Origin of the sequence: Paenibacillus sp. RC67 (genome assembly GCF_030020805.1) — a bacterium.
GTDB lineage: Bacteria > Bacillota > Bacilli > Paenibacillales > NBRC-103111 > Paenibacillus_S.
In genome coordinates, this window is the sequence record NZ_CP125098.1 from 3,297,769 (window position 1) to 3,315,910 (window position 18,142).

An 18,142-nucleotide genomic window follows, 5' to 3' on the forward strand; every position below is an offset into this window, starting at 1 on the left:
TCCTTTCTTCTTCATTATACTTTAGGGTTACACCTAATGATATTACAGTCGAGGATTATTCTGTGAAAGAAATACAACCTCCAAAACCACTGTGAAGTGGCATTGGAGGTTGCAGTTATTCATCCTTATGTTCCACAAAGATCGTAAATACATTAGATCGTACTTCTCCTGAATAGATTCTTCCATTCAATTCATATTCATACAGTGCCATGATATACCGATTCAAACGATGGAGCCTGTCGTCCTCATATACCGTAATGTCATATAGCACAAGATAAGTGTTACTAGGCATTAGAACACCTAGAGGAACTGTCCCGTCTACAATATTCGGCTGCATGGGATCTCCAATAACTCTCAAGCTACCCTCCACATAAGAAGTCCCTTTAGGAATAAACCCTGTAAGAATGATATTAGCGGGCCAATTGCCTACATTAGCTGCGAGGACTTTGCATTCGGTCATAAACCCAATCTCCACAATCTTGGGGTCTACTTCTGCATGAAGCTCTATGATGGGAACGACAACCTCTGTTTCAACCGTATTGGAAATGGCGGAGTTTTGAATGATGCGTCCATCTGGAAGCCGGAATGTAAAAATGGCTTTAGCCTGATTACTAATGACCGGAACGACAGCTGTGTTCATAGATGGGATGCTAGCTTCAAATGTAATGATAGCTTGAGCTCCTGCTGCAAGCAGTCCAAGACGGATCGGATCCGATGGTCGGGCTCCTTTTAGCTGAATTCCATTAATATAAATACTGTCCCAAACAAACAATGTGCCAGCCGGAACGGAAATAGATAGGGTGACCTCTAAAGCTAGAGATCCATCGTTCACGATAACGATTTGATATTGTAATGTATCACTTATTGTCGCTCGTACATAATTAACAGAATTTACAATAGATAGACCAGGATCAACAACTTGGACTGTAACCGGGTTTGTGTCCAGAGTATACGGATATTCCCCCACTGTATACTGAATTTCGGCTAGACTGGCAAGCTGGGAGGTGGGGGGCATTTCAGTGACTTGCAGTCGAAAAGCAATCTGTGAGGATGCGCCTGGAAGCAGTGGTTGCAGCGGAATACCATCTATTGGGTTGTAAGAAGGGGCGTACATTCCGTCAACAACAACACTCCCTAGCACGAATTGAGTTCCTGGTGGCAGAGGCATTTTCACAAGTAAATCAGATAAAGTTTCATTCCCTTCATTAATGATTGTAATGCCATAGGTGATAATATCCCCGATAAAAGTATACTCGGTACTGGCGACAAGGGAAGCCGATACGAGAAAAGCGCTGACCGGTATAGTAACAAGGTTGGATACTACCGTCCCTTCAACGATCCGTTCTTCTTCCGCGACAAATGTATAATGTGCCTCAGCCTGATTGCTGATCTGTAAATCGCTAGGCACCGTAACGACAATAACTTGAAAAACAACCTCAACGGGTGAATTGATCTGTATAATGCCTACAGGAATTCCTGTAATGGGAGTTATACCAGGCAATGGGACCCCATCTCGGAGCACACTGTTGGCGATAAACGCTGTACCTGCTGGAAGTGTATCGAAAAGGGTTACTTCTGCGTCCCTATTGCCGGTATTCGCAATGCCTATACGGTACGTAATTGCTTTGCCTAGCGATGCTTCCTTCTCAACGGAAGATTTAATTAGCGTAAGATTCGGACCAATTAATGGGGTTACAACCGTATTGGAATAGGCCACTTGCTCAACTCCCGCGTTGCTGAAGCGAACGAGAGATTGGTTTTGCAGCAAAGGATTAGGCATCGGATCGGGACTCATATCGTCGTTACCTGTACTTGGAAAGTAACGGTTGAAGAAGCACCATTAGCTATAGTGCCTATAGTAATGCCGCTGTTAGGGTTCGCAGTAGGTCTTGCTACACCATCGACAATGACGCTGCCATTTACAAACACAGTTCCAGTCGGAACAGGGTCGATCAGCACGACGTTATTCACCGCTTCAATTCCGCTGTTTGTTACAACGACGGTATAGGTAATAGTATCACCGACTACAGCGTCAATAGCGCTAGTGCTCTTAGCCACTGAAACATTTGGTGCTGATACTGGAATGACCAAAACGTTAGAATTGACTCTTCCTGATAGAACACGGCCATCTGGTGGAGAGTAGGTGTAATTAGCGGTTGCCTGATTAACTAATTGCTGTGGTGACGGAAGTGAGTCTACGGTTACTTCGAGGGTTACTACGACATTGATAGTAGCGCCTGCAGCAACGAGTCCTAATGGGATGCCGGTACTAGGATCTGCACCAGGCTGCGGGACTCCATTGACGAGCACACTGTTTGGAACAAGAACCGTTCCTGTCGGTATGATATCCGTTATAGTAATATTTGCCGCAAGATTCCCGGTATTGGTTACATTAAGGTTATACACAACTGTATCCCCAACGGTGGCATTAGTCGTATTCGAGCTTTTCGTAACGCTAATGATAGGCTCATATACCGGAATAAGCAGTGTATTGGAGAAGGTTGTTCCTGAGAATGCTCCTGAAGTAAAGCTTACAGAAGCTTGATTGCTCAATTGAGCAGGATTCATCAGCGAGTTTACTATGACGTTGAACGTTACGGTAGCTGATGCTCCTGGAGCGATGGTATTTAATGATATCCCTGAAGTCGGTGTGGCAGCTGGACGGGGAGTGCCGTTAACCGTGACGCTACCTGTTACAAAGCTTGAACCTGCAGGGATATTATCTCCAACAATGACATTATTGACATTTTCAATGCCACTATTGGTTGTAACAATGCTGTAGGTAATCGTGTCACCGATCACTGCATCCGTCTGGGATGCGCTTTTGACTACCATTACGTTTGGAGCTGATACAGCGATAACGGTCGTATTGGAGTTGAAAGATCCACCCGATGAACGTCCATCAGGTAATGTGAAGCTATAGGTTCCCGATGCCTGATTCGTTAGCTGTTGGTTTGGTGGCAATGACGTTATAAGGATAGAGAAGGTTACGATTGCCGTTGTATTGATAATCCCCAGAGGTATACCAGCCGAAGGATCAGCCCCCGGAATGGGTGCTCCATTTAGCAAGACGCTGTTGGGTATGAGGGTCGTACCACTAGGGATAGAATCTGTTAAAGTTACAGAAGCCCCATAGTTACCTGTATTGTTCAATTGGATTGTATAGACAACGGTATCACCGACGGTGGCATTAGCAGAGCCAGAGCTTTTCGCTGCATTAAAAAACGGTTGATAGACAGGAGTAGTCACCTTGTTGGAAAAAGTGACCGCAGAGAATGCCCCTGAAGTGAAGGTCACGGAGGACTGGTTAATTAATTGAGCTGGAGTAGGTAAAAATGAAACAAAAATATTAAAAACAACCGTCACTGTAGCTCCAGGAGCGATGGAACCTATTGAGATTCCTGTGGCAGGGTTCGCGGTAGGGCGGATCACGCCGTCGACGGTTACCGTACCAGATACCAGAATTGTACCTGCAGGAAGCGGATCGGTAAAGATGACATTATTAACGGTCTCTATACCTGCATTGGTCATCGATGTTGTATAGACAATGACGTCTCCTACATAAGTTGCCGATGTTGGAGTGCTTTTGGCTACATTGATGTTAGGAGAGGAAACAGGGATGGTTACGGTATTGGAAACTGAGGAACCGTTATGTACGTTTCCATTCGGCAGCGTAAAAGAATAGGCAGCAGTTCCTTGATTAGCAAGCTGCTGCGGATTCGGCAGGCTTGCTATGACGACTGAGAACATGACGGTCGTGGTCGAACCGCCAGCAACTGTACCTGCATTGATGCCTGTAGTAGGATCAGCACCAGCAAGCGATGAACCGTTGACGATAACACTGTTGGTTACGAAGGTTGTGCCAGCAGGGAGCGGATCTGTCAATATTAACTGAGCGCCATAATTACCTGTGTTATTTACCGTAAGGGTATAGGTAACGGTATCACCAACCGTAGCGTTGGCTGTGCTAGCGCTTTTTACGACACTAATGATTGGTTGATCGACAGGTGTTGAAACTGTATTGGAGAAAGTAACTCCGGAAAAGAGTCCGGATGTGAAAGATACAGCGGCTTGGTTAGTTAACTGTCCTGAGGCAGGTATAGAATTAACCGTTATGTTATATGCAACGATTATGGAAGCCGAGGGAACAATAGCACCCAAAGCTATACCGGAATTGGGATTGGAGGCAGGAGACGGCGTTCCGTTAATCGTCACGCTCCCCGGGATGAAGCTTGCACCAGCAGGAATCGTATCATTAAGAAGCACGTTATTGACGGTTTCAATTCCGCCATTGGTAATGGTTACGGAGTAAGTAACCGTATCGCCGAATGCAGCGGAAGTTGTTGGGGTGCTTTTGGTAACGGATACGTTAGTGGCAGATACCGGGAAAGTGACAACATTAGATTGAGCCGAACCGCTCAGAGTTCTTCCGTCGGGTGGTATGTACGTATAGGTGCATGATGCTTGGTTGCTTAGCTGTTGTGGATTCGGCAGGGAAGTAACCACTACAGCAAACGTTACGGAAACATTAGTTCCTGGAGGTACTGATCCTACGTTAATGCCAGTAGCAGGCGAGCTTCCCGGTTGTGGAACACCTCCGACAATGACACTGTTCGGACTGAAGGTAGTTCCTGAAGGTATCGTATCGGTTAAGGTAATGACAGCTGCCAAGTTGCCGGAATTACTCACATTGACAGTATAAATAACGGTATCGCCAATAGTGGCGTTGCTGGTGTTTGCCCCTTTCTGTAACCCTATTTGTGGTTGAGTGACTGGCGTATTCGTGACGTTGGAGGAAGAGGAGCTAGAGAACGTACCCGATGTAAAACTGACCGTCGACTGATTATTGATCTGCGAAGGGATCGGCATGGTTATCTTCACCTCGAATGTTACGGTAGCCGCTGCGCTGGGAGCGAGGGTACCGATTGGAATGCCGGTCGACGGATTTGCGGTTGGCTTGGAGGAGCCGTTCACAAGTACGCTTCCGGATATAAAGCTTACATTCCCAGGAAGGGCATCACTGAGAATGACATTATTTACGTTAGCGATACCGTTGTTCGTGACAACGGATGTGTAGGAAAGCGTGTCGCCTGTCACAACGTTAGATACACTTGCGTTTTTTGTAACAGTAACATTGGGAGAGGATACTGGTATCGTTAAGGTATTTGAAGCTACTGAGCCGGACATTTTTCTGGAATCCGGCATAGTGTAAGAAAAAGTCGAAGATGAGGAGCTTACAAGCTGCCGCGTGGGTGGCATTGTATTGACGGTGACAACGAAGCTTACGATAATAGTAGCTCCAGGTAAAACGGTTCCGACAGGAATACCTGTGACCGGGCTCACTCCAGGAAGCGGTGTATTGTCCACAAGCACGCTGTTATCGGCAAATATGGTCCCGTCCGGTATGTTATCGATCAGATTGACTACAGCAGCAATATTGCCACTATTACTAACTTGAATCCAATAATTGAATGTATCTCCAACTGTAGCATTTGACGTACTTGCGGTTTTGGTCAAAGAAATAATGGGCTGGAACACTGGGGTAACGATGGTGCTGGATTGAGAGGTTCCCGAGAAGGCTCCTGATGTGAAACCTACACTTGCTTTGTTATTGAGTTGAGCTGGATTTAACAGGGATGTAACCTGGATATTGAATGTGACAGTTATGGATGCTCCCGCATTAATGGTCCCTATAGTAATCCCGCTAGATGGGTTAGCGTTAGCTGTGATTATTCCGTTGATAGCCACGCTCCCCGTGACAAAGACGGCTCCAGAGGGTATCGGATCAGATACAACCACATTACTAACCGCTTCAATTCCACTGTTCGTCACTACAATAGAATAAGTAAGCACATCATTAATCGTAGCGCTCGTAAAATTGACCGATTTCGATACGGCAACATTAGGTGAGGAAGCCGATATACTGACGGAATTGGAACTGCTTGAACCAGTTACACTTCGACCGCTAGGCAATTGATAGGTATAACTGCCGACCGCTTGATTCACTATTACCGCGGGTGATGGAAGTGAATTGAGCAGGACTTGGAACGTAATGGTAAAGGTAGATCCCACCGACACGGATCCCAATGAAATACCGGTAACAGGTGAAACTGCAGGTCGTGCGGTACCATTAACGGTCACGCTATTGCTTACGAATGACGTTCCAGCCGGAATATTGTCTGTCAAAGTGACTTGTGCTGCTATATTTCCGGTGTTGTTCAAAACAATGGTATAAGTAATCGTGTCACCCACAGTAGCATTAGAAGAATTTGCACTTTTGTTGACACTAATAATTGGTAAATATACTGGCGTCGTCGTACTATTTGATATGGAGATTCCTGAAAAAGTACCTGACGTATAAGATACGGATGATTGGTTGACCAACTGTGCAGGACTAGGGAGTGAGCTGACTGTAACTTGGAATATAACGGTTGAAGAGGTTCCTGCTGCAACGGTCCCTACGGCTATTCCGCTTCCCGGATTAGCTGAGGGCTTGGTTACGCCGCCTACGGTCACACTTCCTGCAATCAATGAAGTGCCTAGTGGAATTGCATCCGTTAATGTAACATTATTTATGGCTTCCGTACCGTTATTGGAAATAACCGATGTATAGGTTAGCGTATCGCCAACTGCTGCATCCGTATTGCTTACGCTCTTAACCACGGATACACTTGGTAGTTTGACCGGGATGGATAACGTATTCGACAATACCGATGCACTAACCGTTCTCCCATCAGGCGGGCTGTAGGTATATGCAGCGGTCGCCTGATCTACAAGCTGAGGCGGGGAAGGCAGAGAGTTTATTTGAACCTGGAACGTAACCGTTGCCGTTCCTCCTGCAGCTACTGTCCCAATTGCAACTCCCGTAACTGGATTAGCACCGCTGACAACGACACCATTGAGTCTGAAGCTGCCGGTAACAAAGGAGCTGCCGGAAGGAATATTATCCGAAATTGTTGTTACAGCGCCGCTATTTCCCGTATTGGCGATTTGCAGCGTATAAGTCACAAGACTGCCCACCGTAGCATTAGCGGTGCTTCCGCTTTTCGTTACGGTAAGAACGGGAGAGTACACCGTAATGGGTAGTGAATTGGAAGGGATTACTCCTGTAATAAGGGGTCCTCCGGCAACACTTTGAAAGGAAAATGCTGCATTAGCTGTGTTCACAATTTGTTGAGAGCTAGGAAGTGAAGTGACCTTGGTACGGTATGTAACGGTGACAGTGCTGTTTAAATTAAGAGTGCCTAAGGGCGCACCAGCTGTAATATCGTAGGTTGGCTGAGTCACTCCCGCAACGGAGACGCTCCCTGTGACAAAAGTAGAGCCCGTAGGCAAAGCATCGGACAAGACAACACCAGAAGCATTAGCGTTGCCCGTATTACTTATTACAACCGTGTAAGTAATTGTATCCCCCACAATGACGCCTGACACATTAGCACTTTTGACAAGGGAAACTTTAGGTGAGTTGATATCCACCTGAAGTGCATTAGCATTTAGCACATAGGCATCACCGGATGTGGTCAAGCTTAATACAGCCGATGATTGATTATTAATGAGTCTTGCCGAGACATCCACATTGGTTATGTCCCAGCCTTGTCTTCCACCGATAATATTGGTTCCTGGAGCGCCGTTGGTTTGATTGAGATTGCCGAACGTACCGGTCGTATTCAATTGACCTGAATCGTTATTAATTTGCGAGGCGAAGAAATTGGCAGCAAAGTTATTAGGCCCTGATAAAGCTACCAAGGAAGAAGATGTAGGCCCCAATAAAGCTTGATCTCCTGTTCGGTTAGCGTCGCCTTCCTGGGCGCTGAATAGAGCTCTTCCTCCTAGTGGACCGGATAAAGGAGTTGCAAATCCCGTTATCGTAGTTAGTACGGGTCCGGAAGTTGCTTGAACCAGCACCGCACCGGCTCGAATAGACATATTGCGGAAGGGAAGCGTTCCATTCTGATAGATAACTCCTAGTGTCCAACCTGCATGATTGGCGGTCGAATCGCCGGTAATAACGATGGTACCAACAACGCCACCCGTCGTATAAGTGCCAGCACCTCCCTGCTGTACAAGTGTAGTGACGTTAGAAGAACGAACGTAAGCAGATGCTCCGTTGCCTAGATCGACCTGATTGCTTGTTGCGGAATCAGGCGTAATGCTGAAGGTTCCGGCTGGTGTCGTCAAAGTAACCGGATTGTTGATGGCAGAAGTAAGATTCACACTGCCATTAATGTACGTTCCACCCCAAATGAGCTCGGCATACAGTATGGTGCTCCCCGTAGGAATAACGAGAATAGCAGAAGAATTATTGCTTTGATAGCTGCTTGTCGTGCCATTAGGATAGGTTCCATAAGCAGTTGAAGTGTTCGTCGTTACGAACGCTCCGATACTGTCTTGCGTACCTGGCACCCCGGCGGTATCGGAGCGGCTCAGCCCCAATGTATTCCCTGTAAACGTTATAGCGCCGGTTGCGTTGAACGTTGCCCGAACAATAAGAGGAATTGATGTCACCCCCTTACGATATTTAATGTAAAATGATCCCGGATTAGCGGCATTGCCTTCATTTCATCTTTAGAGCCTATGACTGAAAAAAAATATTTTGTTTGTCCCTAAAAAAATTATGTTACTTCATACTTTCGCAGAGCTGCAACGTGGGATGGCTCTGGATAGCTGCGGCGGCTCATCAATTCTAGCTCTCCCGAAGTAATGCGTTTTTTGACTACAACCAGATGATACATAATCTCTTGGACGATATTAGCTTGCAAGGTTTTTAATACTTCCAGCTCTTCCAACTCATATAGAGGTGGGACGAAAGGAGTTTGGTAAAATAATTCCATCCGCAGCAATCGGAAGTCAAAGGGTGGAGGAGAATCCAGATCATACAACAGTTCAGGACATCTAGCGCCTTGTGATGGCTGGAAAAAGGAAGAGGTTAAATAACGCGGAGTAAATTCATCAAACTTCTGCTTAAGGATCGGGTTAGACATATGGACAAAGCTGTGTGCGTAGGGTGCAAGAATACAAACAACCGCTTTATGCGTGCACAGCCTGTATATCTCGGTCATGATGCCAAATAAATCATTTACATAAGGAAGGGACCGGCTTGCCAAGACGTATTCAACTGAATCATCGGGTAAAGGGATAGGATTATTTAGATCGCAAACCATATCTACACCTGCCAATGCTCTCCGATCAATACCCCAAAAGCCTTCATGCTTGTTCGAACCGCAACCGATATCAATTTTCAAGCAAACCACGCTCCATTTAACAAAACTGATCGTGCTTAATCAGAAAGTGCATGTCTTTAATCAAGATAAAGCTTCTTGGATATTGTACGTTTGTACCGTCTGTCCTGTATGGATGAATGTCCTGATACATTTCGTCTCTCTTCAAATATATATCCCTTCCAACGGTGTAAAAGATAATATATTCAAACGATCCGTATCCTTATATACTTGAAATAAGTGTTTCAAAATGATTGAAAATAAAGCATAACCCGGAAAATACTACTGAGGAGCGATGAGGAGATGGCGGTTCAGATAGAAGACGCGGCTAGAGTAACACCATCTGAAAGGCAGCTTGCATGGCAGGAATTGGAGTTTTATGCATTTATACATTTTGGCATGAACACTTTCACGGGTAGGCAGTGGGGATTGGGCGACGAAAATCCTCAATGGTTTAATCCATCGGAATTTGATGCGGTTCAGTGGGTAGAGGCTTGTCAGGCAGCTGGCATGAGAGGAATCATTCTGACTTGCAAGCACCATGATGGGTTTTGCCTCTGGCCAAGCGCCTACACGGAACATTCAGTTAAAGCAAGTCCATGGAACAATGGACATGGGGATATGGTTCGAGAGGTGGCAGAGGCTTGTCGAGCTAAGGGGCTAAAGTTTGGCGTCTATTTGTCTCCGTGGGATCGTCACGAGCCAAGCTACGGGGATTCTGCAGTTTACAATGTTTATTTTCAAAATCAGCTAAGAGAGCTTCTAACAAACTACGGTGATGTATTCTGTGTATGGTTCGATGGAGCATGCGGAGAGGGAAAGAACGGCAAAGTGCAGGAATATGATTGGGAAGCTTACTATTCCATCATAAGAGAGCTGCAGCCTAATGCTGTCATCTCGGTATGCGGACCTGATGTACGTTGGTGCGGCAATGAAGCCGGTCATACACGTGTATCGGAATGGAGCGTGGTGCCTGTTGCGATGAAAGATAATGAAAAAATCAAAGAGAATTCGCAAAAGATGGATGACGTCACCTTCGCCAAACGAATCGATTCTAGAGAAGAGGATATTGGTAGCCGGGATGTGCTTGGTCAAGTTGACCATGTGATTTGGTATCCTGCGGAGGTTAATACGTCCATCCGACCGAATTGGTTCTACGATCCCACCGATGACGATAAAGTGAAAAGCGTGGAGAGATTAGTAGAACTGTATGAGAAAACAGTGGGGGGCAATGCAGCGTTCCTCCTTAATCTCCCTCCTGATAAACGAGGACGCATCCATGAGCAGGATGTGAAAACTATGGTTGAGCTGGGAGGTAGGCTGCGAAATACATATGCTTCAAATCTGACCTTAGGTGCAAGAGTCATTGCAGTTCAACCATGTGATAGTGCCAATGATCCGGCTCCTGTATTGGATGGCCTATCTGATACCTATTGGACGTCATCAGAAGGTGAAGTTCCTGTCGAGCTGGAGTTCGATCTTGGGTCAGATACGATCTTTGACCGTATTGTTCTGCAGGAATATATCCCGTTAGGGCAGCGCATTGAACACTTTCTGCTCGAATTCAAGGAAGCAGGCGAATGGAAGCTACTATATAGAGGTACTGTCGTGGGGCATAAAAAAATATGTCGAGTAGAAGAAACCAACGCTCGATATCTCCGGCTTCGGATTACTGAATCTCGGATGAATCCCATGATTAAAAGCTTTCAGATGTATTTAAGCGCGCAATAACGCTGATTATTACCATTGCATCCCGCCAATCTTATTATGGTGTGGGTGCAATCTTTTTTATGAAACATGTTGATATTGATAATTATTATCAATTATAATTACTAATACATTCAAGAGATTAACGAAATCATCATGGAACAGTCAAAGGAGAGCGGGGAATAGCAGGTTATGAAGCTCAACGATCACAGCATGTTGTGGAACCATGCGTTCATAAGGTTGATGGATATCCGCTACAACACTATGGATCAAGGGGAACAATTACATGCTTATCGATTACCCTCAAGTGCCTTTTTATTTTTTACTAGGGGCCGAGCGCGATTAAGGTTAGATGGACTCGCTGAGAGCTCGGTGAATCGCTTTCATCTTCTACACGCAGGCAAAGGGCTTTGCTTGGATTTATTGGCGGAGGAGCAATTAGAATACTATATTATTTTATATAAAGCCACTCTTGCATTACCCTGTCGTCAGGAAATCCAGAAGCTTATGGAAGAGCATAATCCTTTTCAAATTCAATATGAATTTGACCCTCATTTCCCATTAGCTTTATATGATCAAGTTGAAAAAATGAACCAGGTTTGGCTGCAATCTAATGTGGTGGACAAGTTGCAAGTAAAGTCTCTGTTTTATCATTTTGTTTATGAGGTGCTGATGCAGCTGGAACGTCAGGATGTTATGATCCACAAGCCCGATCTGGCGGGGCAGGCTATTCGCTACATTCAAGATCATTACAAGGAACCAATTACATTGGCAGCCCTTGCGGAATCGTTGGATTGCAGCCCCCGGCAGCTGTTGAGAATGTTTAAAGAGCGGATGAATGCAAGTCCGATCGATTATTTAATCCAGCAGCGTATGTTGAAAGCGAAGCAGCGATTATTGACAACGAATTTTACACTTCAAGAAATTGCCGAGAGTGTAGGCTATTCGGACAGCTATTATTTCAGCCGGATGTTCAAGAAATATGAAGGGGTTTCTCCGACTGCTTTCAAAGAAAATGCTCATCGGAAAGAAAAGAGTCCATATAATCCATCCGGATTGTCGAGATATTCTATTGCTGGTGGCAAGCTTCGACGTTATATTGATGATGGTTATGAGAATCATTATCAGTATAAAAGAGAGGGCGACTTACTTATGTTCAGAAAGTCCACAACATCTATGCTTGCAACCTTGTTATTTTGTATAACCCTATTGTTAAGTGCATGCGCTAACGGTACGAACCAGTCCAATCCAACTGGAGGAATGGATGCGAGCGGCAAGCCTGCGGCTTCAGCTTCTCAAGCTTCACAGACCCCTGAACCGGATACCCCCAGAGTGATTAAGCATGCTATGGGTGAAGTCACAATAACGGGTACTCCGAAACGCGTCATTATTTTGACAAATGAAGGAACAGAGGCTTTACTTGCTCTAGGGATAAAACCGATAGGTGCAGTGAAATCCTGGATTGGAGATCCATGGTATAACCACATTAAAGACGATATGAAGGATGTTACGGTGGTCGGAGACGAGATGCAGCCGAACCTAGAGATGATCGCAAGTCTTAAACCGGATCTGATTATCGGAAACAAAGTGAGACAAGAGAAAGTATATGAGCAGTTGAAAAAAATCGCACCGACCGTATTCTCCGAAGATCTTGGAGGAGACTGGAGAGCTAACTTCAAGCTATATATGGAAGCCGTGAATAAGAAAGAAGAAGGGAACAAAGCCTTAGCTGCTTTCGATAAACGCGTGAACGAAGTGAAAGCCAAGCTTGGAAATAAAGCTGCTACGAAAATATCAGTCGTCCGTTTCTCTGCATCTCAAGTGCGCATTTATCAGAAGCAGACCTTCTCGGGTGTATTGTTAAGCCAATTAGGCTTTGCCCGTCCCGCATCTCAAGATAAGGATGGCAATATAGAGGTCATGACCAAAGAGAAGCTTCCGGATATGGACGGAGACGTAATGTTCTATTTCGTGACGGAGACTGCAGGCAAGAACGATGCCAGCAAGGTGGTTCAAGAATGGATGAACGAGCCGTTGTTCAAAAACTTGAATGTATCCAAGAACAACAAGATCAAACAGGTCGACGAGGCTATATGGAACTCTGCCGGAGGTTATGAAGCCGCTAATTTGTTATTGGATGATCTAGTAACCTACTTTGATGTGAAATAGTCAATGATGATACATAGTATAAATGGAGAAGCTTGAGTGATCAGGCTTCTTAATGTTTGAAGTCGGCATATGAAGGAGCTCCATAATTCCTTTTTTATCAAATACCGCAGGAATGCTTATGACTACGCAGAATATATAGAGAATAACTGGATAAATCATTCCACATTTACAAGGAGTATTAGTAAAATGAGCGAAAGCAATTTGCAAATCACGGTTATACAACTAAAAGCGGATAAGACAATCTTGAGATTGGATGAACCGGCTTGGTTGTTTTTGAGTGGAACGATGAGCGACGGTAGCGAAGCCAATTTTATGGGGGTCAAAACGACCTATACCTACAGTGATCATGATGTGTTGGCTAACGTAACCCAAATGGGAGTCGGCGCATATGTACGTGCGGGCACCAAGGCGAGTGGATCAGCCATCGTTACCGTTAACGTTGCTTTGCCGAACGGTACTTTGTTGACCGACCAAGTAAGTCTTCAGGTCATTGCTGAGCCGGAACGCCCGTTTATTCACGCCTACCATCAGACGTTAACTATGAAAATAAGTGTATGCTCCAACGATGGGACTGTGTTCAGCACGTTCGAACAATGCTTGGAAACGATTAAGAAAATCGATAGGCTCACGCGTGGAATACCAAAAATCGTCTATCTGTCCGGCTGGCAGTATGGGGGTCACGATACAGGGTATCCAGCTTGGGACATCGTCAATCCGAAGCTCAAGCGATCCGAGGACACATCGGCATTGCACAGCTTGAAATGGCTGATGGATGAAGCTTTCGTGTATCATACGACCGTTAGCTTGCATGTAAATATGCTGGATATCAACCCAAGCAGCCCGATGTGGGATACCTATGTAGAACGTGATCTTCTGGCTCGGAATGAAGACGGGAGCTTAAAAAAGTATTTGTGGGGATATCCGATCAGCTTCACTAGAGAGTGGAACGCAGGGTTTACCCAAATCCGAATGGATCAGCTCATTCAAATGCTGCCTCTGCAAAGAGCGGGCACTATTCATATCGATGCATTCCATCAGCTAATTCCCAGAAACGAGCATGAGACCATTAGTCCTTATCATAAAATAAGCGTAGAAGAAGAGACAGAAACTCAAAAGAAAATATTTCGTTATTGGCGTGACCGGGGAATTGATGTTACATCGGAGTTTGATAACAAATACAGAGTCGATCCTCTGTTGGGACTCCAGCCCATGGCGTGGCACTTTGGGAAGCTTGATCCGATGAAGGTGCCTGCATCCCTTTGTATCGGCGGCGAGGGTGGCGATCCCCGATTTGGCGTCTCCATGCTGGGACAGAAAACGATTAAGACGGATCCGGAACAGCTGGAAGGCTTTCTCGATGAATTTTGCCGCAAAACATTATGCTGGTATTATTTAAATCGTCTTGAACGTCTGTCAGATATAGAAGGAGTTGTTACATTCTCAGATGGGGTAACCAGCTTCATCGAAAATGACGCAGCCGTTATCCGTCAAGGGAATGTGCTGCTGCGCAGCGGACACGATTTGTTCGTTCCAGCACTATGGAATGAGAACAAGCATAAGGAGATTATTGCCTTTAGTAGAAGCGGGTATGAGAATCGCACCTGGATACTTCCGATTAGTTGGCAGGACATCGAACAGGTAGATCTATATCATATTGCTTTGGATGGTCCCATTTTGTTGGAACGAGGAGTAGATGCTGCCCATGGTAAGCTCACATTGAGCGTTGCCAAAGGCCAAGCCATTTCCATCGTGCCGACAGGCGCAATACTAGCGTAGCATCAGAAAACCTAATCCTAGGGGGATTGCGCATCCACCTTGGGATTTTTTTAATGAAAACATATTGACACATGATACAAGAAACATTAAACTCATTTGTATTAACGTTAATACAACGTTTGATATTTAACTTTTAAGGAGGAAACCCAATGAGTAGGATGCAATCCAAGCAAGGTAACCCTTCAAAGCCAAGTGTATACGATCCCATTAGTACTGACCATTATTTGTCCGGGAACAGAGATAATTATTATAAAGGTGATTTCAAGATCGGTCTTAACTTTTATAGCTTCAGTCATAACTTGAATTCATGGGTCAATGGCGACAAGGAAGGCGCGCCAGCTATAGATACGATGGATGTCATCCGTTTTGCCAAACAAGCTGGATTTGATGCAGTAGACGTAACAGCCTATTATATTCCCGGGTACGATAACTTGACCATGCCAACGAAGTCGGACGAGGAGATTTATGCCTATGCGAGAGATGTAAAGGAGCTTTGCTCCGAATTAGGAATAGCTATTAGCGGCACAGGCATTAAGAATGATTTTGCCGATCTTAATGATGAACGGCGAGCCATGGATGTGAAACGAGCGAAGTATTGGATCGATGTAGCTAGCGTAATGGGCGCACCTGTTATGCGTCTTTTTACCGGCTTAATACCAGAGGATATTATGGATTTGAACTGGGAGACGATAGCTAAAGAAAGAATCGTACCTGCTTTAAGAGAATGTGCTGAGTATGCTGCTGGAAAAGGGGTCATTATCGGCATGCAAAACCATGGAGATATGGCGACTACAGCCGATCAGGTAGTACGGATACTGAAATGGGTTGATCACCCTAATATCGGAGTCGTTAACGATACTGGATTTTACAAGGAATTTCAAGCGCCCAACGGAATAGACTATGACTGGTATGCTGACATTGAAGCCGTGCTGCCTTATACGGTGAACTTTCAAGTGAAGAGGAAGTCGGCTGGCGCGAATACGGATGTTCTTATCGACCTGGAAGAGTTATTTACGAGAATTCGCTACAGTCATTATCGTGGTTATATTCCGTTAGAAACCTTATGGGTTCCCGGTGATGAGAATCATCCCAAAGAGCTTTCGACGCCGCCATTTGAGCAAGTTCGAGATTTTCTTAATAAGATCAAAGCCGCATCGGAAAGCACTAAAAAAGGACCTAAATCATGAGAGCTTGTCGTATTTAAGCAGTTGTGATCTATATTAAGTTCAGCGGGAGGATTAACAATGAAATTAGGTTTCAGTACGATAGGCTGTCCCAGTTGGAATCTGGACGAAATGATAGCTTTCACCAAAGCTACTGGTTATGAAGGCATTGAGATCAGGTTCGTCCGCGGTGGGGTCAATTTGTGGGAGATGGAAGAATTTCAGCCAGAGACCTTACCTGCGACACGAGAGAAATTGGAACAAAACGGCATCGAGGTTATAAGTATCGACACCAGTGTCAGATTCGTATCCAAGGCACCGGAGGATATAGATAAACAGCTAGAGATGGTGAGGCATAATGTTAACATTGCATCAGCATTAGGAGCACCCTATATCCGGGTGTTTGGCGGGCCTATACCGAAGGAACGAACAAGAGAACAAACATTGGAATGTATCATATCAGGGTTGAACCAGACGGTTGAATTAGCTGGGCAGCAAGGTGTTACCGTCCTTTTGGAGACTCATGATCATTTCAGTACAGGAGAGCAAGTGATGCCCATTCTTGACCATGTAAAAGGTCTTCATATATTGTGGGACATTCTCCATTCCTATCGACATGGTGAAGCTTTTGCAGAAACCTATAGATTAATCGGTGACAGAATTAAGCATGTGCATATTAAAGATGCTTCTGTATTCTCTCCCGCAGGCTTTGATTACAAGATGATAGGCGAAGGGAAAATTCCGGTGGCGGATGCCGTTGAAGTGCTCCGTAGCCATGGTTACTCCGGTTACTTGAACTTCGAGTGGGAAAAAGGATGGCATCCGGAGATCGAAGAACCAGAAATAGCGCTTCCACATTATGTGACGGCGATGAAGAAGATACTGGGACAATAGGAGAGAATGTTATGAAGAAAGTCATCGTAGGTATTATTGGAAGCGGTTTTTCTGCCACATTACATGTGGAGGCGCTTCAAAAAGTATACGGTGTCGATGTGGTTATCAAAGCCGTTGCAGGGAACAGCAAAGAAAAAGCCGAGGCGTTTGCGAAAAAGCATCTTATCCCGATCGTCTACTCAACTTATCAGGAGTTGTTGTCAGACGAAGAAATCCATGTTGTGGACTTATGTGTCCCGAACGTTATGCATGCGCATATCGCTATAGAGGCCGCCAATGCAGGTAAACATATTATTTGTGAAAAGCCGATTACAGGTTATTTTGGATCTCCTGAAGCTGTATCAGATCAGAGCGAGACAACGTACGCCAGGGTTGCGCTGCAAGGAGCTTTGCAATCGGCAGACGCTATTCTTCATGCGGTTGAACAGAATCAGGTTAAATTCATGTATGCAGAGAACTGGGTCTATGCTCCTTCGGTTGTGAAAGCCAAGCGGCTGCTGCAGGCAGGCGGCGGAACCATACTGGATATTCGAGCGGAGGAGAGCCATAGTGGTTCCCATGCTAAGGCTTCGAAAAGATTGGAAACCGCTGGGGGAGGTTCACTGTTGATCTTGGGCTCTCATCCGATCGCTGCTGCGATTCATCTTAAGCATTTTGAAGGCAGGCTTAAAGGAGGGAATCCAATCAGGGTGCAATCGGTCTTGGCAGAGACCGCTTCAATTACCAAGAATTCTTCATTTCAGGAGGAAAGTAAGCACTGGTTAGTTACGGATTGGGACAACGTTGAAACTTGGGCGAGTCTCATTATGAACTTCACGGATGGAACCAAGGCAGTCATTTTTGCATCATTCGCTGTATTAGGTGGTGTCAGAAATGTTTTGGATATTTATACATCTAATTCTGTTATCAAGTGCAACATGACCCCTAACGACAGCTGTGTAGTCTATGCGCCTAGTACGGATATATTTGCACAGGAATACATTGCGGAAAAGCTGGAGACAAAGGCGGGTTGGAACTACACGAATCCGGATGAAGATTGGGTCCGAGGATATCCGCAGGAAATGCAGGACTTTATGGAATGTATAGCTGAAGATAGGCAGCCTGTGTCGGATGGCCAACTGTCGCGCGATGTCATAGAGGTCATCTATTCAGCTTATGTATCAGCGGAGACAGGAACAAGGGTGTATCTTTAACTATTCGCAGTACGGAGGAGAG

General features: G+C 45.3%; 9 protein-coding genes. 6 read left to right on the forward strand and 3 right to left on the reverse strand.

Annotation, left to right across the window (positions count from 1 at the left end):
• Positions 1 to 115: 115 nt before the first annotated feature.
• The 3 genes from QMA13_RS15150 to QMA13_RS15160 all read right to left on the reverse strand — a co-directional run bounded on the left by QMA13_RS15150 (position 116) and on the right by QMA13_RS15160 (position 9,242).
• Entirely contained in the window at positions 116 to 1,795 is a 1,680-nt protein-coding gene (locus tag QMA13_RS15150) for a DUF11 domain-containing protein (protein ID WP_282942389.1), read from the reverse strand.
• The gene (locus tag QMA13_RS15155; RefSeq protein WP_282942391.1) at positions 1,792 to 8,505 is read right to left on the reverse strand and encodes a DUF7507 domain-containing protein; all 6,714 of its coding nucleotides are present in this window, start codon (positions 8,503 to 8,505) and stop codon (positions 1,792 to 1,794) included. The genes QMA13_RS15150 and QMA13_RS15155 overlap by 4 nt, the downstream gene beginning before the upstream one ends.
• A 107-nt stretch (positions 8,506 to 8,612) precedes the next feature.
• The gene (locus tag QMA13_RS15160) at positions 8,613 to 9,242 is read right to left on the reverse strand and encodes a class I SAM-dependent methyltransferase (protein WP_282942393.1); all 630 of its coding nucleotides are present in this window, start codon (positions 9,240 to 9,242) and stop codon (positions 8,613 to 8,615) included.
• 279 nt (positions 9,243 to 9,521) lie between these two features.
• Between QMA13_RS15160 and QMA13_RS15165 the strand changes: the two genes are divergently transcribed.
• The 6 genes from QMA13_RS15165 to QMA13_RS15190 all read left to right on the forward strand — a co-directional run bounded on the left by QMA13_RS15165 (position 9,522) and on the right by QMA13_RS15190 (position 18,120).
• Positions 9,522 to 10,949 carry an alpha-L-fucosidase gene (locus QMA13_RS15165; protein WP_282942394.1) on the forward strand — a complete coding sequence of 476 codons (1,428 nt, stop codon included), beginning with the start codon at positions 9,522 to 9,524 and terminating at the stop codon, positions 10,947 to 10,949.
• A 168-nt stretch (positions 10,950 to 11,117) separates the two neighbouring features.
• Positions 11,118 to 13,094, forward strand: a complete 1,977-nt coding sequence (locus QMA13_RS15170) for an AraC family transcriptional regulator (protein ID WP_282942395.1) — start codon at positions 11,118 to 11,120, stop codon at positions 13,092 to 13,094.
• Positions 13,095 to 13,280: 186 nt separating this feature from the next.
• Positions 13,281 to 14,870 (forward strand): endo-alpha-N-acetylgalactosaminidase family protein, encoded by a 1,590-nt coding sequence (locus QMA13_RS15175; protein WP_282942396.1) that lies wholly within the window; start codon positions 13,281 to 13,283, stop codon positions 14,868 to 14,870.
• A 149-nt stretch (positions 14,871 to 15,019) separates the two neighbouring features.
• On the forward strand, positions 15,020 to 16,057 hold the full coding sequence (locus tag QMA13_RS15180) for a sugar phosphate isomerase/epimerase family protein (RefSeq protein ID WP_282942397.1): 1,038 nt from the start codon (positions 15,020 to 15,022) through the stop codon (positions 16,055 to 16,057).
• A 57-nt stretch (positions 16,058 to 16,114) separates the two neighbouring features.
• Positions 16,115 to 16,927 carry a sugar phosphate isomerase/epimerase family protein gene (locus QMA13_RS15185; RefSeq protein WP_282942398.1) on the forward strand — a complete coding sequence of 271 codons (813 nt, stop codon included), beginning with the start codon at positions 16,115 to 16,117 and terminating at the stop codon, positions 16,925 to 16,927.
• An 11-nt stretch (positions 16,928 to 16,938) separates the two neighbouring features.
• Positions 16,939 to 18,120 carry a Gfo/Idh/MocA family protein gene (locus QMA13_RS15190; RefSeq protein WP_282942399.1) on the forward strand — a complete coding sequence of 394 codons (1,182 nt, stop codon included), beginning with the start codon at positions 16,939 to 16,941 and terminating at the stop codon, positions 18,118 to 18,120.
• Positions 18,121 to 18,142 lie beyond the last annotated feature (22 nt).